At 69.1% G+C, this 23,623-nt stretch carries 25 protein-coding genes; 18 read left to right on the plus strand and 7 right to left on the minus strand.

The genetic code is table 11. The features are described from left to right. The first annotated feature begins 45 nt into the window (after positions 1 to 45). The 6 genes from KF941_RS25400 to KF941_RS25425 are packed head-to-tail and all read left to right on the plus strand — an operon-like array spanning position 46 to position 8,583. Positions 46 to 2,187 carry a TonB-dependent siderophore receptor gene (locus KF941_RS25400; RefSeq protein ID WP_214274950.1) on the plus strand — a complete coding sequence of 714 codons (2,142 nt, stop codon included), beginning with the start codon at positions 46 to 48 and terminating at the stop codon, positions 2,185 to 2,187. Then, on the plus strand, positions 2,181 to 3,065 hold the full coding sequence (locus KF941_RS25405) for an ABC transporter substrate-binding protein (RefSeq protein WP_214274951.1): 885 nt from the start codon (positions 2,181 to 2,183) through the stop codon (positions 3,063 to 3,065). Before KF941_RS25400 ends, KF941_RS25405 begins: the two co-directional genes overlap by 7 nt. Continuing rightward, positions 3,062 to 5,032 (plus strand): Fe(3+)-hydroxamate ABC transporter permease FhuB, encoded by a 1,971-nt coding sequence (fhuB, locus tag KF941_RS25410; protein ID WP_214274952.1) that lies wholly within the window; start codon positions 3,062 to 3,064, stop codon positions 5,030 to 5,032. Before KF941_RS25405 ends, fhuB begins: the two co-directional genes overlap by 4 nt. Next, positions 5,029 to 5,796 carry an ATP-binding cassette domain-containing protein gene (locus KF941_RS25415; protein WP_036750516.1) on the plus strand — a complete coding sequence of 256 codons (768 nt, stop codon included), beginning with the start codon at positions 5,029 to 5,031 and terminating at the stop codon, positions 5,794 to 5,796. Before fhuB ends, KF941_RS25415 begins: the two co-directional genes overlap by 4 nt. A 20-nt stretch (positions 5,797 to 5,816) precedes the next feature. Then, on the plus strand, positions 5,817 to 7,517 hold the full coding sequence (locus KF941_RS25420) for an ABC transporter ATP-binding protein (RefSeq protein WP_036750518.1): 1,701 nt from the start codon (positions 5,817 to 5,819) through the stop codon (positions 7,515 to 7,517). A gap of 19 nt (positions 7,518 to 7,536) precedes the next feature. Next, the gene (locus KF941_RS25425; protein ID WP_072461824.1) at positions 7,537 to 8,583 is read left to right on the plus strand and encodes a siderophore-interacting protein; all 1,047 of its coding nucleotides are present in this window, start codon (positions 7,537 to 7,539) and stop codon (positions 8,581 to 8,583) included. A gap of 40 nt (positions 8,584 to 8,623) precedes the next feature. On the opposite strand, the gene KF941_RS25430 is transcribed toward KF941_RS25425, so the two are convergent. Then, positions 8,624 to 9,520, minus strand: a complete 897-nt coding sequence (locus tag KF941_RS25430; RefSeq protein ID WP_072461825.1) for a LysR substrate-binding domain-containing protein — start codon at positions 9,518 to 9,520, stop codon at positions 8,624 to 8,626. A 189-nt stretch (positions 9,521 to 9,709) separates the two neighbouring features. Between KF941_RS25430 and KF941_RS25435 the strand changes: the two genes are divergently transcribed. From KF941_RS25435 to KF941_RS25465, 7 genes are all read left to right on the plus strand, one after another. Next, positions 9,710 to 10,432, plus strand: a complete 723-nt coding sequence (locus KF941_RS25435; RefSeq protein WP_036750528.1) for an isochorismatase family protein — start codon at positions 9,710 to 9,712, stop codon at positions 10,430 to 10,432. Between the two features lie 81 nt (positions 10,433 to 10,513). Continuing rightward, positions 10,514 to 11,860, plus strand: coding sequence for an MFS transporter (locus tag KF941_RS25440; RefSeq protein WP_072461826.1), 1,347 nt, complete (start codon positions 10,514 to 10,516; stop codon positions 11,858 to 11,860). Positions 11,861 to 12,503: 643 nt separating this feature from the next. Then, on the plus strand, positions 12,504 to 13,103 hold the full coding sequence (locus KF941_RS25445; protein WP_214274953.1) for an alpha/beta hydrolase: 600 nt from the start codon (positions 12,504 to 12,506) through the stop codon (positions 13,101 to 13,103). A gap of 40 nt (positions 13,104 to 13,143) precedes the next feature. Next, on the plus strand, positions 13,144 to 13,287 hold the full coding sequence (locus KF941_RS25450) for a hypothetical protein (RefSeq protein WP_214274954.1): 144 nt from the start codon (positions 13,144 to 13,146) through the stop codon (positions 13,285 to 13,287). Then, complete coding sequence (locus KF941_RS25455; RefSeq protein ID WP_214274955.1) at positions 13,287 to 14,624, plus strand: FAD/NAD(P)-binding protein; 1,338 nt, start codon at positions 13,287 to 13,289, stop codon at positions 14,622 to 14,624. Before KF941_RS25450 ends, KF941_RS25455 begins: the two co-directional genes overlap by 1 nt. Before the next feature lie 157 nt (positions 14,625 to 14,781). Further along, positions 14,782 to 15,255, plus strand: a complete 474-nt coding sequence (locus KF941_RS25460; RefSeq protein WP_036750536.1) for an Lrp/AsnC family transcriptional regulator — start codon at positions 14,782 to 14,784, stop codon at positions 15,253 to 15,255. A gap of 156 nt (positions 15,256 to 15,411) precedes the next feature. Further along, the gene (locus KF941_RS25465; protein ID WP_175562328.1) at positions 15,412 to 15,585 is read left to right on the plus strand and encodes a hypothetical protein; all 174 of its coding nucleotides are present in this window, start codon (positions 15,412 to 15,414) and stop codon (positions 15,583 to 15,585) included. Positions 15,586 to 15,690: 105 nt separating this feature from the next. Here KF941_RS25465 and KF941_RS25470 read toward each other — a convergent pair whose 3' ends face one another. Genes KF941_RS25470 through KF941_RS25480 form a run of 3 tightly spaced genes read right to left on the minus strand, consistent with a single transcriptional unit; the run spans position 15,691 to position 19,339 of the window. Next, on the minus strand, positions 15,691 to 17,829 hold the full coding sequence (locus KF941_RS25470) for a peptidase domain-containing ABC transporter (RefSeq protein ID WP_214274956.1): 2,139 nt from the start codon (positions 17,827 to 17,829) through the stop codon (positions 15,691 to 15,693). Next, a complete protein-coding gene (locus KF941_RS25475) occupies positions 17,826 to 19,091 on the minus strand; it encodes an HlyD family efflux transporter periplasmic adaptor subunit (protein WP_114537401.1) in 1,266 nt (421 codons plus the stop codon). The genes KF941_RS25470 and KF941_RS25475 overlap by 4 nt, the downstream gene beginning before the upstream one ends. A 53-nt stretch (positions 19,092 to 19,144) precedes the next feature. Further along, positions 19,145 to 19,339, minus strand: coding sequence for a hypothetical protein (locus KF941_RS25480; RefSeq protein ID WP_072461831.1), 195 nt, complete (start codon positions 19,337 to 19,339; stop codon positions 19,145 to 19,147). 134 nt (positions 19,340 to 19,473) lie between these two features. On the opposite strand from KF941_RS25480, the gene KF941_RS25485 reads away from it, so the two are divergent. Next, the gene (locus KF941_RS25485; RefSeq protein WP_114537403.1) at positions 19,474 to 20,121 is read left to right on the plus strand and encodes a response regulator transcription factor; all 648 of its coding nucleotides are present in this window, start codon (positions 19,474 to 19,476) and stop codon (positions 20,119 to 20,121) included. Between the two features lie 3 nt (positions 20,122 to 20,124). Here the strand turns inward: KF941_RS25485 and KF941_RS25490 are convergent, their stop codons facing one another. Then, a complete protein-coding gene (locus tag KF941_RS25490) occupies positions 20,125 to 21,774 on the minus strand; it encodes a hybrid sensor histidine kinase/response regulator (RefSeq protein WP_072461832.1) in 1,650 nt (549 codons plus the stop codon). Between the two features lie 136 nt (positions 21,775 to 21,910). Between KF941_RS25490 and KF941_RS25495 the strand changes: the two genes are divergently transcribed. From KF941_RS25495 to KF941_RS25510, 4 genes are read left to right on the plus strand one after another with little or no spacing between them, the layout of a single operon-like run. Further along, positions 21,911 to 22,120, plus strand: coding sequence for a hypothetical protein (locus KF941_RS25495; protein ID WP_072461833.1), 210 nt, complete (start codon positions 21,911 to 21,913; stop codon positions 22,118 to 22,120). A 5-nt stretch (positions 22,121 to 22,125) separates the two neighbouring features. Then, positions 22,126 to 22,269 carry a hypothetical protein gene (locus tag KF941_RS25500; RefSeq protein WP_181820585.1) on the plus strand — a complete coding sequence of 48 codons (144 nt, stop codon included), beginning with the start codon at positions 22,126 to 22,128 and terminating at the stop codon, positions 22,267 to 22,269. Positions 22,270 to 22,278: 9 nt separating this feature from the next. After that, positions 22,279 to 22,497 carry a hypothetical protein gene (locus KF941_RS25505; protein WP_139293939.1) on the plus strand — a complete coding sequence of 73 codons (219 nt, stop codon included), beginning with the start codon at positions 22,279 to 22,281 and terminating at the stop codon, positions 22,495 to 22,497. After that, positions 22,484 to 22,627: a hypothetical protein gene (locus KF941_RS25510; RefSeq protein WP_157034052.1), complete on the plus strand. Its 144-nt coding sequence runs from the start codon at positions 22,484 to 22,486 to the stop codon at positions 22,625 to 22,627. Before KF941_RS25505 ends, KF941_RS25510 begins: the two co-directional genes overlap by 14 nt. 258 nt (positions 22,628 to 22,885) lie before the next feature. On the opposite strand, the gene KF941_RS25515 is transcribed toward KF941_RS25510, so the two are convergent. Both KF941_RS25515 and KF941_RS25520 read right to left on the minus strand, forming a co-directional pair. After that, positions 22,886 to 23,137 (minus strand): hypothetical protein, encoded by a 252-nt coding sequence (locus KF941_RS25515; RefSeq protein ID WP_114537405.1) that lies wholly within the window; start codon positions 23,135 to 23,137, stop codon positions 22,886 to 22,888. 11 nt (positions 23,138 to 23,148) lie between these two features. Next, on the minus strand, positions 23,149 to 23,481 hold the full coding sequence (locus tag KF941_RS25520) for a hypothetical protein (protein ID WP_036750550.1): 333 nt from the start codon (positions 23,479 to 23,481) through the stop codon (positions 23,149 to 23,151). Between the last annotated feature and the right edge of the window lie 142 nt (positions 23,482 to 23,623).

A 23,623-nucleotide genomic window follows, 5' to 3' on the forward strand; every position in this document is an offset into this window, starting at 1 on the left:
CCCGAGTTAATAGCTCGGAAACTTTCGCGGACAGAACAGGTCAAGATGAACAAAGCCCAACCGCTCCTTCTCGGCGTCAGCGTCCTTGCCGTCGCGGCGACCAGCGCCTTTGCCCAGGACCAGCAGGATCCCCGCCAGACCTTCATGGGGGCGATCGTGCTGGATACCGTCACGATCGAGGGGTTCGAAAACCCCAGCGCGCCCCTGGAGGGCACGGTCGCGCATTCATCGGCCACGACCAAGACCGGCCGGCCGATCCTCGAGACGCAATCCTCGGTCTCGGTCGTGCCCCGCGCCCAGATCGAAGAGCAGGGCGCGACGAACCTGGCCGAGGCGCTGAGCTATTCCGCCGGCGTCGTGACCGAGAACTACGGCGGCGATCCGCGTTTCGACAGCCTGTTCCTGCGCGGCTTCAACCTGGAGAACGACAAGTTCCTGGACGGGTTGCGGCTGATGCGCTCGACCCAGTTCCCGACCAGCGCCCCGGCGTTCGAGCTTTACGGGCTGGAGCGGGTCGAGGTGCTGCGCGGCCCGGCCTCGGTGCTTTATGGGGCCGGCACGCCGGCGGGCCTGGTCAACATGGTGCAAAAGCGCGCCCAGGCCGATGGCGATTTCACCGAGCTGGGGTTCAGCCTGGACAGCAAGGGCTCGGCCTCGGCTTTCGGCGATGCGAACCGGGTGGTCGACGACCGCTTCGCCTATCGCATCACCGCCAAGGGCGGCAATGACAAGACCGATGTCGAGGAAATCGACAACAAGCGCGCCTATCTGGGCCTGTCGGCCAGCTTTGCGCTGAGCGAGGCGACCGAGCTGGAACTGATGGCCAGCTATCACGACGACGCGCCGATCTCGCCCACGGGCGTGCCGAACGAACTGGTCGGCCTGGTCGATGCCAAGGATCTGCGCGAGTTCTATTTCGGCGACGATTCGGTCAATTTCAGCGACCGCAAGATGGCCACGCTCGGCTTTGGCCTGACGCATGATTTCGGCAATGGCTGGCGGCTGAACAACACCTTCCGCTATACTGATTTCGACTGGGATTACGACGGCATCTACCTGAACCCGCTGGTCGGCGGCACCCTGGTCGGCCGCGGCGTCATCAACCAGCGGGAAAGCTTCCGCACCATCGCCACCGACCTGCGGCTGGCGGGCCGCGTCACCTCGGGCGCGATGACGCATGACCTGACCTTCGGCGTCGATGCGCAGAAGCTGAAGGAGCGCGCCTATACCGGCTTTTCCACCGTTTCCCCCATCGACTATGCCGCGCCGTCCTATGGCAGCGTCACCGTGGAGGCGCCCTGGTATACGGCGAACAAATCCGTCGATGCACGGCAGATCGGCATCTATGCGCTGGACGAGATCGAATATGGCAACTGGCGCGCGACCGCCGGGCTGCGCCATGAATGGACCCGGCAAAGCGGCCAGAGCGCGACGAATTACGGCACCACCGACTATGCCCGCGACGACCAGCAGCTGACCGGCCATCTGGGACTGGGCTATCTTTGGGACAACGGCGTTTCGGTCTATGCCGCCTATTCGACCTCGTATCTGCCGCAGCCCGGCTTCGACATCGACAACAACCCGCTGAAGCCGACCCATGGCAAGCAGTTCGAACTTGGCGCCAAATACGAACCCACCGCCTTCGACGGGCTGTTCACCGCGGCGCTTTACGACCTGCGCGAGACCGACCGCAACACCACCGTCACCGAGGAGATCGGCGGGGGGCCGATCACCGGCACCCGCCAGATCGGCGAGGCGCGCATCCGCGGGCTGGAACTGGAGGGCGTGGCCGAACTGGCCGAGGGCTGGTCGCTGAAGGGCGCCTACACCTATGCCTCGACCGAGGTTTCGGGCGACAACGACGGCAACGAGCTGGCGAACACCCCGCGCCATGCCGCCAGCCTGTGGCTGTCGCACGAATTCCAATCCGGCGCGATGCAGGGGTTGCAACTGGGCGGCGGTATCCGCCATATCGGCTCTCGCTGGTCCTCGGACGCGAATACGCAGCGGCTCGAGGCGGTGACGCTGGTGGACCTGGGTGCAAGCTACGAATGGGAAAACGGCATCGTCGGCCGGCTGAACATCAACAACGTGACGGACGAGACCTATATTTCGGCCGTCGGGCTGAACTCCAGCTATTATGGCGACGGACGAACCGTGCAGGCAAGCTTGACGCGTAAATGGTGACACTGTCCGGCAAGGGATTGACGCGACGCGCCCTTCTGGCTGCCGCCTGTGCGGCGGCCGGCGGGGCGCTGCCGGCTTTCGCGGCGCAGGGGATGTGGCTGGCGGCGGTGGACTGGGCCATGGCCGAGACGGCGATGGCGCTGGGCCATGCGCCCGTCGCCCTGGCGGAGCTGATCGCCTTTCGCGACGCCGCGGTGGCGCAGCCGCCGCGCGCGACCGTCGACCTGGGCCTGCGCGGGGCGCCCAATCTCGAGGCGCTGAGCCTTGTCGCGCCCGACCTGATCCTGTCCTCGAGCTATTACAGCGCCATCGAGCCGCGGCTGGCGCGCATCGCGCCGGTCTTTACCCGCGCGCTTTACGTCCCCGGCGAGCCGGCCTTTCCCAAGGTGATGGCGCTGCTGGGGGACCTGGCCGGGCGGCTGGGCGACGCCGCTGCCGGGACGCGGGTCCAGGCCGCCGCCGCGGCCGAGTTCGCCATGCTGGCCGGCCGCGCGGCGCCCCATGCCGGGCGCGCCTGCCTGCTGTTCGAGCTGGGCGATTCCCGCCATATCCGCATCTTCGGCACCGACAGCCTGTTCGGCGGCGCGCTGGAGGCGATGGGGATGCGCAATGCCTGGGCCGGGGGCACCCGCTTTGCCTTTGCCGCGCCCATCCCGCTGGAGCGGCTGGCCGAATATCCCGAGGCCCGGCTGGTGGTGGCCGGTGCGATACCGGTCCAGGTCGAACGCGCGCTGCGCTCGGCGGCGCTGTGGAACAGCCTGCCGCCGGTCAGGGCGGGGCGGGTGCATCGCCTGCCGGAACTGCGGCCCTTTGCCGGCATCCCCTCGGCCCTGCGCTTCGGCCACGAGCTTGTCGCCGCGCTGGAGGGCCGGGGATGAACCGCATGATCCTTGTCGGGGGCGCGGTGGCGGCGCTGGCGCTTTGGACGATTGCCGCGCTGTCGGCCCTGCCGCTGGCCGACTGGCCGGCCTTGCCCTGGCGGATCGACGGGATGTCGGTCGGGCAGATCCTGCTGGCCTATGGGCTGATGCCGCGCGGGGTGCTGGCGCTGCTGGCCGGCGCGGCGCTGGGGCTGGCGGGGGCGCTGATGCAGGCGGTGCTGCGCAACCCGCTGGCCGATCCGACGACGCTGGGCACCGCCTCGGGCGCGCAGCTGGCCATCGTCGCGGCCACGATCCATGCGCCCGGCTGGCTGGCCGGGGGCAACCTGCCGGTGGCGCTGGCGGGGGCGGGGGCCGCGACCTTCCTGGTCATGGCGCTGGGCGCGCGGCGGGGGTTCGCCCCGGTGACGGTGACGATCGCGGGGATGCTGGTGGGGCTGATGGCCTCGGCCCTGGCGACGGCGATGACGCTGGCGCAGGGGCATTACCTGCTGTCGCTGGTGATGTGGAACGGCGGGGCGCTGGCGCAGGTGGACTGGTCGGGCAGCCGGAACATGGCGCTGGCGCTGGTGCCGGCGCTGGCCGCCGCCGCGGCGCTGGCCCGGCCGCTGATGGTGATGTCGCTGGGCCCCGAGGGCGCGCATGGGCTGGGCCTGCGGCTGGCGCCGCTGCGCTTTGCCACCCTGCTGCTGGCGGTCGCGCTGTCGGCCATGGTCTCGGCCCAGGTCGGGCTGGTGGGCTTCGTCGGCCTGGCCGCCCCCGCCATCGTGCGCAGCCTGGGCGCGCGGACGCTGCTGCAGCGGCTGATGCTGGCGCCGCTGGCGGGGGCGCTGGTGCTGTCGCTGGCCGACGGGCTGTTGCTGGCGCTGGCGGCGGCGGGCGGCCCCAGCCTGCCCACCGGGGCGCTGACCGGGCTGATCGGCGGGCCGCTGCTGATCTGGCTGCTGCCGCGGATGAAGGCGCAGGTGCCCCAGCAGACCGAGGCGGGCGACCGCCGCGGCCGCCGCGCCCCGCGGCCCGCACGGCTGCTGGCGGGGCTGGCCGCGGCCTGCCTGGCGCTGGGCCTGCTGACCCTGTTCGGCGGGCGCGGGCCGGAGGGCTGGGGCTTCATCGCCCCGGAACTGCGCGAGACCTTCCTGCCGCTGCGCGCCACCGCGATCCTTGCCGCGGCCTCGGCCGGGGCGCTGCTGGCCGGGGCGGGGGCGATCCTGCAGCGGCTGACCGCGAACCCGATGGCCGCGCCCGAGGTGCTGGGCGTGACCGGCGGCGCCTCGCTGGGCTATGCGGTCACGGTCATGGCCGTGGACGGCGCGGGGCCGCTGATGCTGGCGCTGGGAACCTCGGCCGGGGGCGCGCTGGCGCTGGCCGGGCTGGCGGGGTTCGCCATGCGCGCCGACCTGGCGCCGGCGCGGCTGCTGCTGGCGGGGCTGGCCATCGGGGCGCTGGCCTCGGCCGTGCTGGGGGCGATCATGGCCTCGGACGACCGGCGGGCCTGGGTGATCCTGGGCTGGCTGGCGGGCAGCGCCTCGCAGGTCTCGGCCCTGGGCGCCGCCGCGCTGGCCGGGCTGGCGCTGGCGTTGCTGGCCGTGCTGGTGGCCTCGGCCCGTGTGCTGGAAATCCTGCCGCTGGGCACCGAGGTCGGCCGCGCGCTGGGCCTGCCGCTGGCGCGGGTGCGGCTGGGGCTGATCCTGCTGGCGGGGCTGGCCACCGGGGCGGCGACCATGCTGGTCGGCCCGGTCAGCTTCGTCGGGCTGATGGCGCCGCACCTGGCCCGCGCCATGGGCCTGGCCCGCGCCGTGCCCTTCTGCACCGGCAGCTGGCTTTTGGGCGCGGTGCTGATGCTGCTGGCGGCCTTCGGCGCGCGCACGGCAAGCTATCCCTACGACCTGCCGCTGGGCCTGTTCGCCACGCTGATCGGCACGCCCTGGCTGTTCATCCTGCTGATGAAAAGGACATCCGCATGACGCTGTTCACCCTGTCGGGCGTCACCTATGACGTGCCGGGCCGCCGGCTGATCGAAAGGCTGGACCTGACGATCCGCCCCGGCATGGTCACGGCGCTGATCGGGCGCAACGGCTCGGGCAAGTCGACGCTGCTGAAGCTGATCTCGGGGCAGAACCGGCCCTCGGCCGGGCGCATCGCCTATGCCGGGCGCGACCTGGCGGATTGGGCGCCGCGCGAGCTGGCCCGCGACCTGGCCTATCTGCCGCAGGTCACGCCCCCGGCCGAGGGGATGCTGGTCGAGGAGCTGGTGGCGCTTGGCCGTTTTCCCTGGCGCGGCGCGCTGGGCCGCTTTCGCGCCGAGGACCACGCCGCCGTCGATGCCGCGATCCGGCGCTGCAGCGTCGGCCACCTGCGCCACCGCCTGGTCGATACCCTGTCGGGGGGCGAGCGCCAGCGCAGCTGGATCGCGATGATGCTGGCGCAGGGCGCGCGCACCTTGCTGCTGGACGAGCCGATCTCGGCCCTGGACGTGGCCCATCAGGTCGAGGTGCTGGACCTGGTCCATGGCATGTGCCGCGACGAGGGGTTTTCGGCCATCGTCGTGCTGCACGACCTGAACATGGCCGCGCGCTATTGCGACCATGTGGTCGCGCTGGGGGCGGGCCGGCTGCTGCTGGACGGTCCCATCGGCGCCCTGATGACACCCGAGGCGCTGCTGAGTATCTATGGCCTGCCGATGCATGTCGCCGCGCATGAAGGCCATGCCTTTGCGCTGCCGCGCTGAGACCCGGAAAGGAAGACGGAATGCTGCGCAAGTTTCTGGCCTATTACAAACCGCACCGCCGGCTGTTCTGGCTGGATTTCGGCTCGGCCGTGGTCTCGGGGCTTCTGGAGCTGTCCTTCCCGCTGGCGATCACGCTGTTCATCGACCACCTGCTGCCGATGGGCGACTGGTCGCTGACCATCGCCGCCGCCATCGGCCTGCTGGCCGTCTATGCCTTCAACACCATGCTGATGGGCATCGTGATCTATTGGGGCCACATGCTGGGGATCGAGATCGAGACCGAGATGCGCGCCCGCGCATTCAGCCACCTGACGCGCCTGTCCTGGCGCTGGTACGACCGCGCCCGCACCGGCAAGCTGGTCGCCCGCGTCACCCGCGACCTGGAAGAGATCGGCGAGGTCGCCCATCACGGCCCCGAAGACCTGTTCATCGCGGTGATGACCTTTGTCGGCGCCCTGGTGCTGATGGTCATGCTGCATCCCACGCTGGCGCTGGTGACGGCGGGGATCGTGCCGCTGACCGTCTGGCTGGTCGTGGTCTATGGCACGCGGATGACCAACACCTGGCGCCAGATCTATGCCCGCGTCGGCAATTTCAACGTCCGGCTGGAAGAGGCGATCGGCGGCATCCGCGTCGTGCAGGCCTTTGCCAACGAGGCGCATGAGGAGCGGCTGTTCGAAAAGGACAACCGCGCCTATCGCGCGACCAAGCTGGACGCCTATCGGATCATGGCGCTGTCCAGCGCCATCCACTACATGGGGCTGCGCTTCGTGCAGGTGGTGGTCATGGTCGCGGGCGCGGGCTTCGTGCTGCAGGGCAGCCTGACGACCGGCGGTTTCGTGGGCTTCCTGCTGCTGGTCGGTGTCTTCTTCCGCCCGCTGGAAAAGATCGCCGCGGTGATCGAGACCTATCCGCGCGGCATCGCCGGCTTTCGCCGCTACCTGGAGCTGCTGGAGACCGAGGCCGAGATCGCCGACGCGCCGGATGCGATCCCCGCGCCCGTGCTGAAGGGCAACGTCGTCTTCGAAGACGTCTCCTTCGGCTATGACAGCACCCGCCCGGTGCTACGTGGCATCTCGCTGGAGGTGAAGGCGGGCGAGACGGTGGCCTTCGTCGGCCCCTCGGGCGCGGGCAAGACGACGCTGCTGGCGCTGGTGCCGCGTTTCTATGAACCCGACGGGGGGCGGATCAGCATCGACGGGCTGCCCCTGGACGCGATGACGCTGGACAGCCTGCGCGGCCAGATCGGCATCGTCAGCCAGGACGTGTTCCTGTTCGGCACCACCCTGCGCGAGAACATCGCCTATGGCCGGCTGGGCGCCAGCGACGACGAGATCATGGCCGCCGCCGCCAAGGCCCAGCTGGGCCCGCTGATCGCCGGCCTGCCCGAGGGGCTGGACACGCTGGTCGGCGAACGCGGCGTCATGCTGTCGGGCGGGCAGAAGCAGCGCGTCGCCATCGCCCGCGCCTTCCTGAAGAACCCGCCGATCCTGATCCTGGACGAGGCGACCTCGGCCCTGGACCGCGAGACCGAGCGCGAGATCCAGGCGGCGCTGGAGGCGCTGTCGGCCGGGCGCACCACGCTGGTCATCGCGCATCGGCTGGGCACCATCCGCAACGCCGACCGCATCGTGGTGATGGAGGACGGCCAGCTGCGCGAGGCCGGCGATCACCACGGGCTGATCTCGCAGGGCGGGCTTTACGCCCGGCTGGCCAGCTGAGAAGAAGGAGGAGGAGGCCATGACCCGCAATGTCGTCGCCCTGGGCCGCCTGTCTTGCGTCCGTTGGGACGCGATCGAGGATTTCGCCCGCACCCTGTCCGAGTTCTGCAAGGTCCATGTCACCCCCGACCATGTGCTGACGGCAGACCTGGGGGCCGGCGGGATCGAGCTTCGCTGGGCCGGCAACGAGGCCGCGGTCCGGCTGGAGGCGGCGCTGGAACCGGGCCTGCAGAACCTGCGCGATACGCTGGCGCATATGCTGGACACGGTGCGCGAGGGCCTGTCGGCGAACCTGCGCTGGGAGGCGGGGGGCGACCTGGCGGGCCGCCTGCCGCCGAATTTCCGCCTGGGGCGCGTGCGCAGCGCCCGGCGGATCGCGCCGCGCTTCATCCGCCTGCGCATCGAGGCCGAGGATCTGGCCTATCTCAACCAGACCGGGCTGCATCTGCGGCTGTTGCAGCCCAGGGATCCCGAGAACCCGGTCTGGCCCCGCCTGCTGGCGAACGGGCGCACCGGCTGGCCCGGCGGCGCGCATCTGCACATGCCGGTCTATACCATCCGCGCCATCGACCCCGGCGCGGGCTGGCTGGACGTCGACGTCTTCCTGCACGGCAACGGCCCGACCTGCGCCTGGGCGCAGGAGGTCCGGCCCGGCGCGCCGGTGGGGCTGACCGGGCCGGGCGGCGGCTGGCTGCCGCAGGGCCGGCATCTTTGCCTGGGCGGCGACGAGACCGCCCTGCCGGTCATCGCCCGCATCCTGGAACAGGCCGCGCCCGACAGCCGCGGGCTTGCCCTGATCGAGATCGAGGACGCGCAGGACATCCAGCCCATCGCCGCGCCCGCGGGGGTGGAGCTGGTCTGGCTGGTCCGCAACCGCCGCGATCCCGGCCTGCGCGACACGCTGACCCGCTCGGCCGCGCGGGCCTATGCCGCCGACCCGCAAGCCGAGATCCTGTTCGGCGGCGAAAAGGCCGATGCGCTGGCCATCCGGGCGGCGCTGCGCGAGGCCTTCGGCCGCCTGCCCGCCACCGTCTCGACCAGCGCCTATTGGTCGCGCACCGCCTGACCGGCGCGGCGAAAGGCCCCGCGGGGCGGGCCGGCGCGGCCTATCGGGCGGCGGCGGCCAGCGCCACCTCGACGAAGTCCCGCACCTGCCTGGAGCGGTTCGAGCGTTTCCAGGCAAGCACGGTGCGGTTGCGGAAAAGCGGGTGCATGATCTGCCGCACCTCGACGTTGGAGCCCAGAAAGCCGATCAGGCTTTCGGGATAGATCGTCACGCCCAGCCCGGCCGCGACCAGGCCGATCAGGGCCAATGTGTTGGACGCCTCCAGCGTCACGTTCAGCGAGATGCCCTCGGCGCTGAACAGGTTGTTCAGCCGCCAGCGATATTCGTCCCATTCATGCGTGTCGCCCAGGATCATCTCTTGCCCGGCCAGGTCGGCCGGGGTGACGGCCGGCAGCCGCAGCAGCGCATGGCCGCGGGGCGTCACCACATAAAGCGGGTCCAGGGAAAGCTGGACCGTCTGGTAGTCGGAATGATCGAAGGGCCCGATCATGTAGCCCAGGTCGATCTCGTCATTGGCCAGGGCGATCTTTTGCCCCTGGGTCCGGATATAGCGGATCCTCAGGTCGATATGGGGATGGCGGCGCTGGAACCCGGCGACGGCCAGGGGCATCAGCTCGGTCGCAGCAAAGGCCATGTAGCCGACGGTCAGCGCGCCCAGCTTGCCCGCGGCGATGCGCCGGGCCAGCTGGACCGAGGATTCGTAGCGCTGCAGAAGATGGGCGTTGTCTTCATAGAAGCTGCGGCCGGCCTGGGTCAGCCTGACCTCTCGGGTGGTGCGCTCCAGCAGGCGAAAGCCCAGCACCGATTCAAGCTTCTGGATCCGGCGGCTCAGCGCGGACTGGTCCAGGTTCAGCCGCTCGGCCGTGCGGCGGAAGTTCAGTTCCTCGGCCAGGGTGATGAAGGAATGGACACTCTCGATGCCCTGGAGATCGTGCAAGCGGCCACCTTCCCAGATTGATGCAAACGGCGCATGAATAAATGCTGACACGCCATTTCCCTTGCGTCAAGCATGGCCGGATTATGGCCATCAGAGCGACGGATCACCAGTCCTGCGGGGGCTGGGGCGGCTCGTAAACCAGGGCCCGCGAAGGCGGCCTTGCATCAATGGCACAAGGAAAGACCGATCATGAGCGAAGTCGACACCAAGGAACTGGACCGTCTGCTGCAAGAGGCGTTCGACACGGCCACGAAACTGTATCAGGAGCGCGGCTTCCAGCGCCGCGTGGGCTTTGGCAAGCGTCCGGCGCTGGTCAGCGTCGATCTGGCGAATGCCTGGACCCGTCCGGGCAACCCCTTCACCTGCGACCAGGAGAAGATGGACGGCGAGATCATCCCCGGCATGCAGAAGCTGCTGAAGGCCTTCCGCGCCGCCGGCCTGCCCGTGGTCCATGTCACCACCGCCTATGAGATCACCGACCGCAATGCCGATTTCACCGACATGGGGCTGTGGCACAACAAGATCCCGGTCGATGTCGTCGACCTGGCCAAGCCGGAGCTTTGGGCCATCGACAGCCGCATCGCCCCGGTCGAGGGCGAATACACGCTGCTGAAAAAGCGCGCCTCGTCCTTTCACGGCACGGAACTGGCGGGCATCCTGCGGGCCAACAACGTGGACACCATCCTTGTCACCGGCGTGACCGCCTGCGCCTGCGTGCGCCAGACCATCTGCGACGGCATCGCCGACGGCTTCCGCACCATCGCGGTCAAGGAATGCATCGGCGACCGCGTGCCGGGCGCCGTGGCCTGGAACCTGTTCGACATCGACGCGAAGTTCGGCGACGTCCACACGGTGGACGAATGCGTGGCCTATATCGACGGGCTTGCGGCGCAAAAGATCGCCGCCGAATAATCCCCACGCGGCGCCCGGAAACGGGCGCCGTTTTCATTCCGGTCGCCAAGAACCACACATGAATTCCAAAGGGAGCTTCGCATGACACAAACTGCCGAATCCGATCCCGCCACCCTGAGAAAGGTGACGACCGCCGCGGTCGCGGGCACGGTGATCGAATGGTTTGACTTCGCCATCTACGGCTTCATGGCCCCGATCCTGGCCGTGACCTTCTTTCCCGAAGGCGACGACCTGGTCGGGCTGTTGCAGACCTTCGCCATCTTCGCGATTTCCTTTGCGCTTCGCCCCATCGGCGGGGCCTATTTCGGCATGATGGGCGATCGGGTCGGCCGCAAGCGCGTCCTGGCCCTGACGGTGCTGCTGATGTCGATCGCGACCGTCGCCATCGGCCTGCTGCCCAGCTATCAGGCGATCGGCATCTGGGCGCCGATCCTGCTGACGGTGGCCCGCTGCGTGCAGGGGTTTTCCGCCGGCGGCGAATATGCCGGGGCCGTCACCTATGTCATCGAACATGCGCCGGCGCATCAGCGGTCGCGCTATTCCAGCTACATGCCCGCCTCGACCTTCGCCTCGTTCGCGCTGGCGGCGATGTGTTCCTATCTGCTGACGGCAAGCCTGACGACCGAGCAGATGCACAGCTGGGGCTGGCGCGTGCCGTTCCTGATCGCGGCGCCCCTGGGGCTGGTCGCCCTTTATATCCGGCATCGGCTGGACGAGAGCCCGCTGTTCCAGAAGATCATGGATGCGCCCGCGCCCGAACATGCCCCGCTGCGCCAGACCCTGCGCGAGCAGTGGCTGCCCATGCTGCGGCTTGGCTGCTACATCAGCCTGACGGCGCTGTCCTTCTACATCTTCTCGACCTATATGACGAGCTTCCTGCGCACGGTCGTCGGAATGCCTGCAGACAAGGTGCTGCTGAGCAATGTCATCGCGCTGAGCGCCGCGGCCCTGGCCGCCCCCCTGATCGGCAAGGTCTGCGACCGGGTCGGACGGCGCCCGACCATGGCGGTTTCGGCGCTGCTTCTGGGTTGCCTTGCCATCCCGGCCTATCAGGTGGCATCCGACGGGACCATCGGCTCGGCCGTATCCGCGCAGCTGATGCTGGCGCTTGGCGCGGTGACGGCGAATGTGGTGACGGCCGTGCTGCTGTGCGAGGTCTTCCCGACCCGCGTGCGCTATACCGCCTCGGCCGTCACCTACAACGTGGCCTATGCCGTCTTCGGGGGCACCGCGCCTTTCGTCGCCACCTGGCTGATCGCATCGACCGGAGACCGCCTGGCCCCGGCGATCTACATCACCGTGATCGCGGTCATCGCCTTCATCGTGACGCTGATTTCGCCCGAAACGGCGGGGCGTCCGTTCCGGGGGATCAACCGCTCGGCCGAGGACGCCACGATCGAGCATGGCCGCGTGAAATCCCCGGCCTGAGAGCCTTGCGGCGGTGCCGATGGTGCCGCCGCATCATTTTGCCGGAAGCGAGCGGAAGTGTGCTTTCCGCTCGCGACCGTTTCCGGGGGCGCGCTTCGCGATCCCCAAGGTGCGGCATCCCGGCGGCCCGGAGATGAGCGCGAGATGCATTCCGAGGCTCTCGGGCTTGGCCGTCGGGGCAAGGACGCCCTGAGCTATTGCGGCCCGAACGGCGGCGGCTACGGCGATCCGCTGGACCGGCCGTCGCGCAAGGTGCTGGAGGACGTGCTGGGCGGCTATGCTCGGCGGACATGCTCGGACGGTCTATGGCGTCGCAATCGGCCTCGGCGCCGTGACGGGCGATCCTGCCGCGACGGAAAAGCTGCGCGGCGATGCGCAAGCCGAACAGGGGCCGCGCAAAGCGGCCCCTTGCGCATGGAAAGCCCGGTGCGGCTGGCCTGCGCAATGGTCCCCACTCACTCGGCCAACCTGATCCCGGCGGCCCTGGCCCTCGTCACCCTGACGCCCAGGCCCTTCATCGGACGCAGCGGCGTGGCTCAAGGCGCCGCCTTTCCGCGGCCAGGAATTTTCTTCTCAAAAAAGGGCGGATTTTGGAATGTAAAACCCGATAAAGATGATAGATATTTAAGGGAAGGAGAAAGCCATGATTCGCACGTTACTTCTTCCCGGCCTTGACGGTTCGCCCGCACCGCATTGGCAGCATTGGTGGGCGCAAACCGATCCGCATGCGGTGATCGTCGAGCAGGGCTCGTGGTCGCGGCCCTGCCCGGACCAATGGCTGACCGAGATCGCCGGCGCCCTGCTGCGCCATCCCGGCGCGGTCCTGGTCGGACATTCGCTGGGCGCCATCGCGGCGGTCAAGCTCTTGCTGCAATGGCCGCAGCTTCAGGCAGGCGGGGCGCTGCTGGTCGCGCCGGCGGAACCCGGCCGCGATCCGCGCACCGCGATCTTCGGCAAGATACCCGAAGGCCCGCTGCCGGTTCCGGCGATCGTGGTGGCCAGCCGGAACGACCCCTGGATGGAGCACGAGCGGGCAAGCACCCTTGCCCGTGTCTGGCGCGCAGCCTTCGTCGACCTGGGGGATGCCGGACATGTCAACGTGGCGGCGGGCTATGGTCCCTGGCCCCAGGGCCGCCAGCTGCGCGCGCTGCTGCCCCGGACCCAGAGCCGGCCGGCGGGGTTGCGCCTGCCGCCCCGGACCGCGCCGGGACGACGCGCCTTGCCGGAACGGCCGGCGCTATGACCCGGCAAGGATCGCAATCCAGAAGCGAAAGGACGAACCGATGTATGGCTTTGCCTATGATCCGGGCTTCATCGCCTTTCTGCCGCAAGACGGCGAAGCCCTGCCCGAGCAGCAGGAAAGCCGGCTGGGACAGGCGCTGGCCGTGTTCTGGTCGCTGGCCTTCCTTTGCCTGATGGTGCTGTGATGGACGGCCAGTTTCCGCGGGACGGCAGCCGCCACGTCATCATCGTCGGCGGCGGGGCCAGCGGCGTGCTGGCGGCCGCGCATCTGCTGCGTGCCAATCCCCTGCTGCGCATCAGCATGATCGAGAAGGCGCAGACCCTGGGATGCGGCATCGCCTATGCGACCGAGAACCCGGACCACCTGCTGAACACCCGCGTCCACAACATGAGCGCATTTCCCGACGATCCGGGGCATTTCCTGCGCTGGCTGCACGATTCGGCCGAGGCGCCGGCCGCCACGCCCGATTGCTTTGCCAGCCGGGCGGCCTATGGCCGATACCTGGAGGGCCTGCTGGCGACCTGGGGTCGGGATCGCCTGACCTGCCACCGCCGGGAATGCCTGCGGGTCGAGGAAAGCCGCGGCTGCGTGCGCGCGCATCTGGATGATGGCAACGCGATCACCGGGCATCTGGCCATCCTCGCCACCGGCCATGCGGTTCCGCAGCACCCGCCGCAGGGCATGCGCGGAGCCTGGGACTTCGGCCCTCCGGCCGATCTTGGGGCGGAGGTGGCGATCATCGGCACCGGCCTGTCGATGGTGGACCATGTCGTCTCGCTGCTGGGGCGCGGGCATCGCGGGCGCATCACCTGCCTGTCGCGGCGCGGGCTCCTGCCGCGCGCCCATGCCGCCGGCCATGCCCTTGCCATTGCGCGCGACGAGATCCCGCTGGGTGCGCCGGTCGGCCGCCTGCTGGCCTGGCTGCGCGCGCGCATCCGAGAGGCCGAGGCCGGGGGGCTGGACTGGCGCGATGTCATCGACGGCTTGCGCCCGCATGTCAGCGCCATCTGGCAGGGCTGGGACGAGGACAGCCGGCGCCGCTTCCTGCGCCACGGCGCCGCCTGGTGGGAGGTGCATCGCCACCGCATGCCGCCGCAATCCGCCGCGATGATCGCCGAGGCCGAGGCGCGGGGCCAGCTGCACGTGCTGAAGGCCCGGTTCGAGCGCCTGGCCGGCGACGGCGTGCATGTGCTGACGCCGCAAGGTCCGCTGCGGCTGCCGGCCGATCATGTCATTGACTGCCGCGGCATCCGGCGCGATCCCGAAACCGACAGCGCGCCGGTGGTGCTGGACCTGCTGGCGACCGGGCAGGGGCGGCTGGACCGCCTGCGGCTGGGGCTGGACACCACCGCCGAGGCGCAGCTGATCGCCCGCGACGGCCGCGTCTCGCGGCGGCTGTTCGCCATCGGCCCCTGCGCCCGCGGCGCACTGTGGGAGATCACGGCGATCCCGGACATCCGGCTGCAATGCGCCCGCCTGGCCGGGTTGCTGGACCGGCTGCCCCAAGAAGCCCTAGGTTGAGCCCCGTGCCCCGTTCGCCGGCGGTCGCCACCCGCCGGCGAACGGACAAGCGGCCGATTTTCCGTGGCCTTCTTTATCGGCAAGAATACTCGATTGATCGCATAGACAATATCGTTATTCTTTCCGTCGAATCCCTGGACGCGAAGAAGGCGAAGCCATGCAGGATCTGGACCTGATCGACCGCAAGATCGTGGCGGAACTGATGCGGGATGCAACCTTGCCGATCGCGCAGATCGCCGAAAAGGTGGGTCTGTCGCAAACCCCCTGCTGGAAGCGGATACAGAAGCTCGAGGCGCAGGGCGTGCTGACCGGGCGGGTGGCGCTGGCCGATCCCGTCAAGCTGGGCTTCGGCATCCTGGTCTTTGTCGAGATCGAGGCGCCGGTCCATTCGCCGGAATGGCGCGACGCGTTCACCCGCGCCGTCGCCGGCCTGCCCGAGATCATGGAGGTCTATCGCATGGCCGGGCGCATGGATTACCTGCTGCGCGTGGCGGTGCCGGACATGACCGCCTTCGACCTGTTCTACAAGCGGCTGACGGATGCCGTGCCGATCAAGAACGTCACCTCGCATTTTTCGATGGAGCGCATCCGGTTCAGCACCGCCTATCCGGTGGACACCCGCAACCGCTGAACCGCGGCAAAGGGGGAATCGGGGTGCGCATCCCATTCGCCTCGAGTGTGGATAATTCACTATAAAAGCGATAAAGTTTATCGTGTAAAATGGGGCCGGATGTGCTATGCTGACGGGGCAGCGCAATCCCTGTGCAGCCCGTTTGGAGGACGTGAAATGACCCGCAAACCGAGCAATCGCGACGTGAAACTGGCCATTTTCAAGGAACGTCAGACGCTGAAGGCGGCGGCGGATGTTCTGGACGACCGCGACGCGGTCGAAGCGAAGCAGCTTGAGATCGTTCCCCAACCCCGGACCTGGGAACAGCATTACGACGCTCTTGGCAGATAATTCGGCCATGGGACGGCGGGTCGCCCCGCCGTCCCCCTGCGAACCGGCGGCCGGGGTCCGGCAAGGACATGGACCCCGGCCGTTGCCGTTTCCGGGGGCGGCGGGTCACTCGGCCGCCAGGGGGCGTTCGGGATCGTCCGCCGCGATCCCGCCGTCGATGCGGATGATCCGGTCGGTCATGGCCAGCGTCGTCTCGCGATGGGCGATGACGATGCGCGTCATGCCCAGCCGGCGGATGGCGAGGTTGATGATTTCCTCGTTGGTGCTGTCGAGGTGGCTGGTCGCCTCGTCCATGAGCAGGACCGAGGGCCGGCGATAGAGCGCGCGGGCCAGCACGATGCGCTGCTTCTGCCCGCCCGAAAGCGTGCTGCCCATGTCGCCGACCAGCGTCTCGTATCCCATCGGCATGGCGCGGATCTCGTCATGGATGGCGGCCATGCGCGCGGCGCGCTCCAGATCCTCGGCCGAGACCTGGGCCGCGAAGCCGGTGATATTGTCGATGATCGAGCCGGCGAACAGCCGATCCTCCTGCAACACGCAGCCGACGCGGCTGCGATAGGCCGCAAGGCCGATGGCGTCCAGCGGAACGCCGTCGATCAATACCTGACCCGAGCCGGGCCGGGCCAGCCCGGCCAGCACCTTCAGCAGCGTGGTCTTGCCCGCGCCCGAGGGCCCGGCGACGCCGACGCATTCGCCCGCCTCGATGCGCAGGCCGATGCCCTTCAGCACCTCGGGGTCGTTGTCGGCATAGCGAAAGCGCACCTCGCGCATCTCGAGCCGGGCGGGCTTTGCCGACGGGGGCGGGGCGGCAAGGGGGCGGCGCGCTTCTTCCTCGGGCTCGGCCATGGCGATGTCGGCGATGCGTTCGCCGTGCAGCGCCAGCATGCGGAATTGCAGCACGGTGTCGATGAAGCTGTTGATGCGGTCGGCGAATTGGTCCTTGTAGGCCAGGAAGGCCACGAACATGCCGACCGTCATGGCCGAGTCGATGATCGCCATCACCCCGAAATAGATGATCAGCAGCCGGTCGATGCCAAAGATCGAGGCCGCGCCCGACCGGAAATAGACGTCGAACTTCTGGACCCGCAGCTCGGCGTTCAGGCGCTCGACCAGGTGGTTGATCCAGGTGCCCTGGCGGCGCGATTCCAGGTTCAGCACCTTCACGCTGCCGATCCCGCGCACCGATTCCATGAAATGCGTGTTTTCCTGCGCGGCATGGACGATGGCCTCTTCGGACATGCGGCGATAGATGCCCCAGGTCGAAAGGCGCAGGACCGCGTAAAGCCCCACCCCCAGCAGCGCCAGCCACAAGAGCCAGCCGCCATAGAGCCACATCATCGCGATCAGCGCCAGCGACATCACCCCGTCCAGCAGCGCCGTCACCGCCGATGCGGTCACGGTGCGCTGGATCGAATCCAGCGACCCGAAGCGCGAGACGATGTCGCCGACATGGCGCTTTTCGTAATAGGCCAGGGGCAGGCGCATCAGGTGGTCGAACAGCCCCACCTTCCATTGCAGGGCCAGGCCCGAGCCCGTCAGCAGGGTGATCCAGCTGCGCGCGAAGCTTGCCGCGACCTGCAATATCAGCAGGAAGGCCAGCGCGATGACCAGGATGGTCAGCAGGTCGCGGTCGGCCGCCACCACCACCTCGTCCAGGATCAGCTGGAAGCCGATGGGCATGGCGATCACGGTGATCTCCAGCAGCAGCGAAACCGCCAGCACCTGCGCCACCGCGGCGCCGATGCCGCGCGTGCGCCGGATCATGTCCAGGATGCTGATCCGCACCGTCTCGTCGCGCCGGGCGAAGCCGTCGGTCGGCCATGCCTCCAGCGCGATGCCGGTGAATTTCCGCGACACCTCGGCCATCGGCACCTTGCGCCGGCCGATGGCGGGATCGTGGATGGTGATGCCGCGCGCGCCGACGCGGGTCAGCACCACGAAATGGTTGTGGTCCCAATGCAGCACGCAGGGCAGGCGCAGCCGGGACAGATCCTCCAGGTCCAGCCGCAGGGCGCGGGTCGCCAGGTGCAGCGCCTCGCCGATGCCGGCCAGATCCTTCAGCGTCGTGCCCTTCATCGAGGCCGAGAAGCGCCGCCGGATCGCGGGCAGGTCCATCCGGTGGCCGTGATGGCCGGCGACCATGGCCAGGCAGGCCAGGCCGCATTCGGCCGCCTCGCTTTGCAGGATGACCGGCGTGGCCCCGAAAAGGCGCGCGTTCAGCCGCTGGGGCAGGGCCTGCGTCATCCCGCACCGCCGGAAACGGCGCCCCGCAAGCCGTAGAGCGGTTCGAGGATCCATTGATACAGCGGCCGGGTCTCGACCAGCAGATGCGCCTCGACCTCCATGCCGGCCTGCAAGGGCTGCGCCTGGCCATAGGCGTTCACATGCGGCAGCCTGGGCTGGACGGTGACGCGGTAAAGCACCGGCGCGTCCTGGTTGTCGCGGCGCAGCTCTCCCAGCCCCTCGGGGCCCAGGCTGGCGCGCGAGATCACCGTGACCTCGCCCGGATATTGCCCGAACTTCTGATAGGGGAAGGCCCGATAGCGCAGCAGGACCGGCATGCCTTCGCGCACGAAGCCGATGGCCGATCCCGGTGCCAGCAGCTGCGCGACCAGCGGGCGGTTCTGCGGCACGATGGTCAGAAGCGGCGCCCCCGCCGCCACCGTCTGCCCGGCCAGGGTGATGATCCCGGTCACGGTGCCGTCGCGCGGGGCGGTGACGGCGACCTCGCGCCTCGCCTCGCTTTCCGAGATCTGCTGGTCGATGTCGAGGATCTGGCGCCGGATCTCGGCCGCCTGCGCCTGGGATTGCAGGTCGAAGGCGGCGATCTGGGCCTGCAGGTCGTTCACCCGGCTTTCCGCCTGCACCCTTTCGCGCCGCAAGGCGGGCAACTGCGCGCGCTCGGCATAGAACACGCGCAGGCGCTGTTCGTATTCGGCCGAGACGGCGACCCCGCGCGCGAGCAGGTCTTTCTGCCGCTCGGCGAAGCCGGAAAACTCGCGCACCGTCGCCTCGAGCAATTGCAATTGCTCGTCGATCTGCGGGATTTCGCGCTGAAGGTCGGCCAGCCGGGCCTGGATCGCCCGCTTCTCCAGCGCCCGCATCCGCCTGTCCCGTTCCAGTGTCCGGGTCAGTTCGACCCGCTTGCCGGCCAGGATCTCGGACACCGCGTCCTGGGTGGGACCAAGCGCGGTGGTGACGTCGATGCTGAGCGTGTAGAGCACGTCGCCGCGCCGCACCTGCTGGCCCTCGCCGACGCGAAGCTCGGTGACCCAGCCCGATTGCGGGGCGGTGACGCGGGTCAGCCCGTCCTGGGGCAGGATCATCCCGCCGACCCGGACGCGGCGGGTGTAATCGGCAAAGGTGACGAACAGCACCATCGCAACCACGAAGGCAATCGAGAACAGGGCAAAGGCGACGATCGGGATGCGAGAGATCACCACCGGGCGCCCCAGCCACGCCTGGGCGCGCGCATGCAGCGATTCCGGCCGGAACAAGGGTGCCATTCGTCAGTTCACCGCTGGTTGATGCCGCCGCGCCTTGGGGCGGGCGGCACCTGTCATGCCGGAACCGGCAGCGGGCCCGGAATCGGCCCCGGTCCAGGATCGGGGGCCGGCATGGTGGGAAAGCGCGGCCAAGGCCGCGGCGGCGGCACGATCGGCCGGCGCGGGCGCTGTTCGGGCGGCGGAACCCCGTCGAGGCCGCCGCCGGCGATCCGCCCCAGCATGTCGTCGGGGATGAGGGTCAGGGTCATGTCGGGTCTCTCCCATATCGGCCGCGTTGCGTTCCCAAGGGTCGCAGCGCAAGGCGCCCGAGTCATTAGTGCGGATGTGCTATGTCGGCGCCCGCCCGATGCGCTAGACTGGGGATGAAGGGGGGAGGCCGAGCATGCCGGACAGCGCGCGGGACCGCATCGTTCTGGCGGACGACCATCCGGTCTTTCGCGACGGGCTGCGCCGGATCATCCTGGGCATCGACCCGACCGTCGCCATCGCCGAGGCCGCCAGTTTCGAGCAGGTGCTGCAACGCGCGCGCGACGGCGCGGCCCCCGACGCCTTCATCCTGGACCTGGTCTTTCCGGGCTTCGAGCCGTGCCAGTCGCTTTCCCTGCTGCGGCGGGAGTTTCCGGCAAGCTCGATCATCATGGTCTCGATGATGGACGACGGCGCCACCATCCAGCGGCTGATGCAGGCCGGGGCGGACGGGTTCGTCGGCAAGTCGCTGCCGGCCGAGGCGATGGCGCAGGCGATCCAGGCCATCCGCGCGGGCGAGCCGGTGATCGCCACCGCCGCCGCCGGCTGCGGGCCCGAGGTCGCGCCGGACGAGCCGTCGATCCTGGACCGGCTGACGCCGCGGCAGGTCGAGGTTCTTCGCCATCTCTCGGCCGGCTGCTCGAACAAGGAAATCGCCCGCAACCTGGGAATTTCGCCCTTTACCGTGCGCATCCACGTCTCGGGCGTGCTGCGCGCGCTGGGCGTGCAGACGCGGGCGGCGGCGGCGGCCAGGGCCGCGGCGGCGGGCCTGCCCGGCAGCTGAGGGTCAGGCCGCTGGGCCGGCGAATTTCTGCGCCATCAGCGCCGCGCGCAGCCTGGCGGGATGCACGGGCTTCGGCAGGATCGGCAGCGACTTGTCCGGCAGCTCGTCGGCGATATGCGCGGCGTCGTGGCCGGACATGATGATCGCCGGGACCGGCCGGCCCAGGGCCGCGCGGATGCGCTGGATGCATTCGCCGCCGGTCCCGTCCTCCAGATCCTGGTCGGCCAGGATCAGGTCGCAATCGCGCGGCAGGGCATGGGCCGAGGCCTCGTCCTCGACGATGCAGCCCCAGCTTTCCAGGATGCGGCGGGTGGCGCCCCGGACCTCGTCATGGTCCTCGACCAGCAGGATCCGCATCCCGGCCAGCGCCGTGGCGGGCGCCGCCACCGGGGCGGGCGCGGCCGCGACCTCCTGCGTCGGCTCCAGCCCGGAAATCTCGATCGTCGTGCCATGGCCGGGCACCGAGTCCAGCGCGACCTGCAGTCCCAGCAGCCTTGCCATCCTGACGACGATGGGCAGGCCCAGCCCGATCCCCTCGCGCGTGCGGCGATGGCGGGGACTGCGATAGAACTCTTCGAAGATGCGGGCCTGTTCCTCGGGCTCGATGCCCGGCCCGCTGTCGCAGATCAGGACCGAGACCTGCCCGCCCCGCCGCCGGCACCCGATCACCACCTTGCGCCCCGGCGCGTATTTCACCGCGTTCGACACGAGATTGCCCAGCATCACCGCCAGGATCGCCCGGTCGGTGCGCACCGACAGCCCACTGTCCACGACCCGCAGCGTCACCCCCGCCTTGTGCGCGGCGTCGCCGTGCTGGTCCGCGACATCGCGCAAAAGCGGCCCCAGCGCCACGACCTGCGGCCTGGGCACGATCCGCCCGCTGTCCAGCGTGGACACGTCCAGCAGCGAGCGGAACAGCGCCGACACCCCGTTCAGCGCCCGGTCGATGCTGTCCACCATCCTGGCCTGGTCCTGGTTCAGCCCCGACCGTTTCAGGCAAGAGGTGAACAGGCCGATGGCATGGATCGGCTGGCGCAGGTCGTGGCTGGCCTGGGCCAGGAAGCGCGATTTCGCCAGGTCGGCGCGCAAAGCCTCGTCATGGGCCCGGCGCAGCGCGGAGATCAGCGTATGGGCATAGGCCGGGACGACCAGCGCCATCAGCGCCACGGTGATCAGGAAATAGGGCAACTCGCGCCAATACGGGCTGAACAGCCCGATGCCCAGCACGCTGAACTGCGACAGCGTCATCGCGATCAGCAGGTAGCGGCGGCCATAGCGGATGCCATAGCCGATGGTGATCCACAGCAGCACCACGAAGACCGGCGTCATGGTCTGTCCCGCCACGCCGATCAGGAAGGCGGTGTTGCCGTAGTCCAGCGCCATCGCCAGGGCGCGCCGCCAGTGGCGCACCCCCGGCCTGGCCCGCGCCGACCAGTGGATGAACAGCGCGATGGCGAAAAGCTGCACCATCTCGAGCAGCAGGATGCCCTCGAGCGGCGGCCCGATCACGTCAAGCGCGATCAGCAGCCCGATATAAAGGGCGACGATCCCCGCCAGGGTCAGGCGGACGTTGCTTTGCCGCTGCTCGGTTTCGGCAAAGAACTCGTCGGATCTTGCGGGATGGGCGGGATGGGGCAGCCAGGCTGTCTTCATGCGGTCTCCGGTCCGGCGCCGCGGGCAGCGCCTGGGCAGGTTCCGGCCGATAGTCCATCTGAGCTAGATGCCTGATCCGGCCCGATCCCCAAGATTGATGGGGGGCACATGCCCCGTCAAGACAGGAGAGGACACCATGACCACTGTTCAACACCAGAGCCGGGATCTGCGTGAGCTGACTTCCGCCGAACTCGATGCCGTGGGCGGCGCCTGGAGCATCGGCTCGTCCGGGGACGGCGGCATCTCGTTCGAGATCGGCAATTACAGCGGCACGGTCTGGACCGACGGCGCGGCGATCGGGACGACCAGGAACGGCCAGTATCAGGTCACCTATTACCGCTGGTGAACGCCATGGAGCGTGACACCGCAAACACCCGCACCGGCTGGCGCGAACTCGCCCGCGACGAGGCCGCGCTGGTCGCGGGCGGCAGGTCCGAGGGCGGCTGCATCAAGCCGGTCAAGCTGCCCGGCATCCCGCAAACCCAAGCAAAGTGAGGCATGACCATGCGCGAACTGAATGACACCGAACAGGGGCTGATCTCGGGCGGCAGCGGCGCGTCCGGCGACGGCGGCTTCGGCTATGGCCAGGTTCCGGGGTTCGACCTGGAAGGACCGAGGGGGCCGAACTACACCCATTCCTTCGGCAATGGCTGGAGCCTGACCTTTGGCTCCACCACCGACAGGTCGGCCCAGGGGATCGGGGTGCGCTATGTCTGGAAGTGACCCCGCGCCGCGCCCCGGCCCGCGGGCGCTCGACCCCGACCAGCTGAAGCTGGTCGCGGGCGGCGTGACCGAGGGACCGGACGGCAAGGGCTGCACGGAACCCCGCAAGGGCACGCTGGCGCAGCATTGACGAAAGGACGGCCCCGGTTCCGGCCGGGGCCTTCGCCGTCAGCGTGCTGCGGTCCCCGGCGAGCTGCATTCCGCTGAGCCGGGCGGATGCCCGAGGCCGGGGAAAGGCCGCGCGGGGCAGAGGGGCGAGGCCTGGGATGCCGGCGCGTTCACCATGATGCCGCGTCGGCGCCGAGGCATCATGCCCGGCGATATGACGCTCGACGACTATGGCGCCCGCCGCCGCCATTACCCGCAACAGCTGGCCGCGCCGGTTCCATCAGCCCTTCCGAAAGCTGCGCACGAACCGGAAGATCGCGACGCCGGCCGCGACGGCATAGAGAAAACCGCCGATGAACATGATGCCGTAGATGGCGGCGAAGAGGTCGCGGTCATGCTCGTAGGTATGAGGCTCCAGCGTCGCGGAAAAGACGAACATCGCGATGAGATAGCCGATGGCATAGCCCAGCAGCCCACATGCGGGCACAAGCGCGACCAGCCCGACGATGAGAAGCGCGATCTTTTTCAGCATGGCGCGCCTCGCTAGAAATCCGTCAGGTGATCGAGCGAGAACCTGTCGGACCCGCTCTCGCAGATGTGCCAGTCCTTCTGGGCATTCGCCTCGTCCTGGCGGCCATGGCACCAGCCGCGTTCGTTCAGCGCCAGCCCGTAGATGATCATCGCCTTGCAGGCCACCACGACCTCGACGTCGCGGCTCGGGTTCCTGAGGCAAAGATCGCCGGCCTCGTGGTGAAGTTCCTTCAGCCGCTGGTCGCTTTCGGTCGCTTCGGCGAAAAGCTTTTCCTCGGCTTGGGCCGGCAGGGGGCAGCCGGCTGCCGCGATCATTGCCGTGAAGCCAAGTGCGGTCAGGCGCATGGCCCTCCTCCTCTTCTTCCGAAAAAGTCGCATGGGCCGGGTTCATAGCACGACCGCGCCTTGGGCGACACCGCCCGGCGGTTTGCACGCTGCCTTGGGCGGTTCGCGGCCGATGGCATCTGCCGGGCAGGTCGACAGCGGG

Source organism: Paracoccus sp. pheM1 (assembly GCF_018499825.1).
Lineage (GTDB): Bacteria > Pseudomonadota > Alphaproteobacteria > Rhodobacterales > Rhodobacteraceae > Paracoccus > Paracoccus versutus.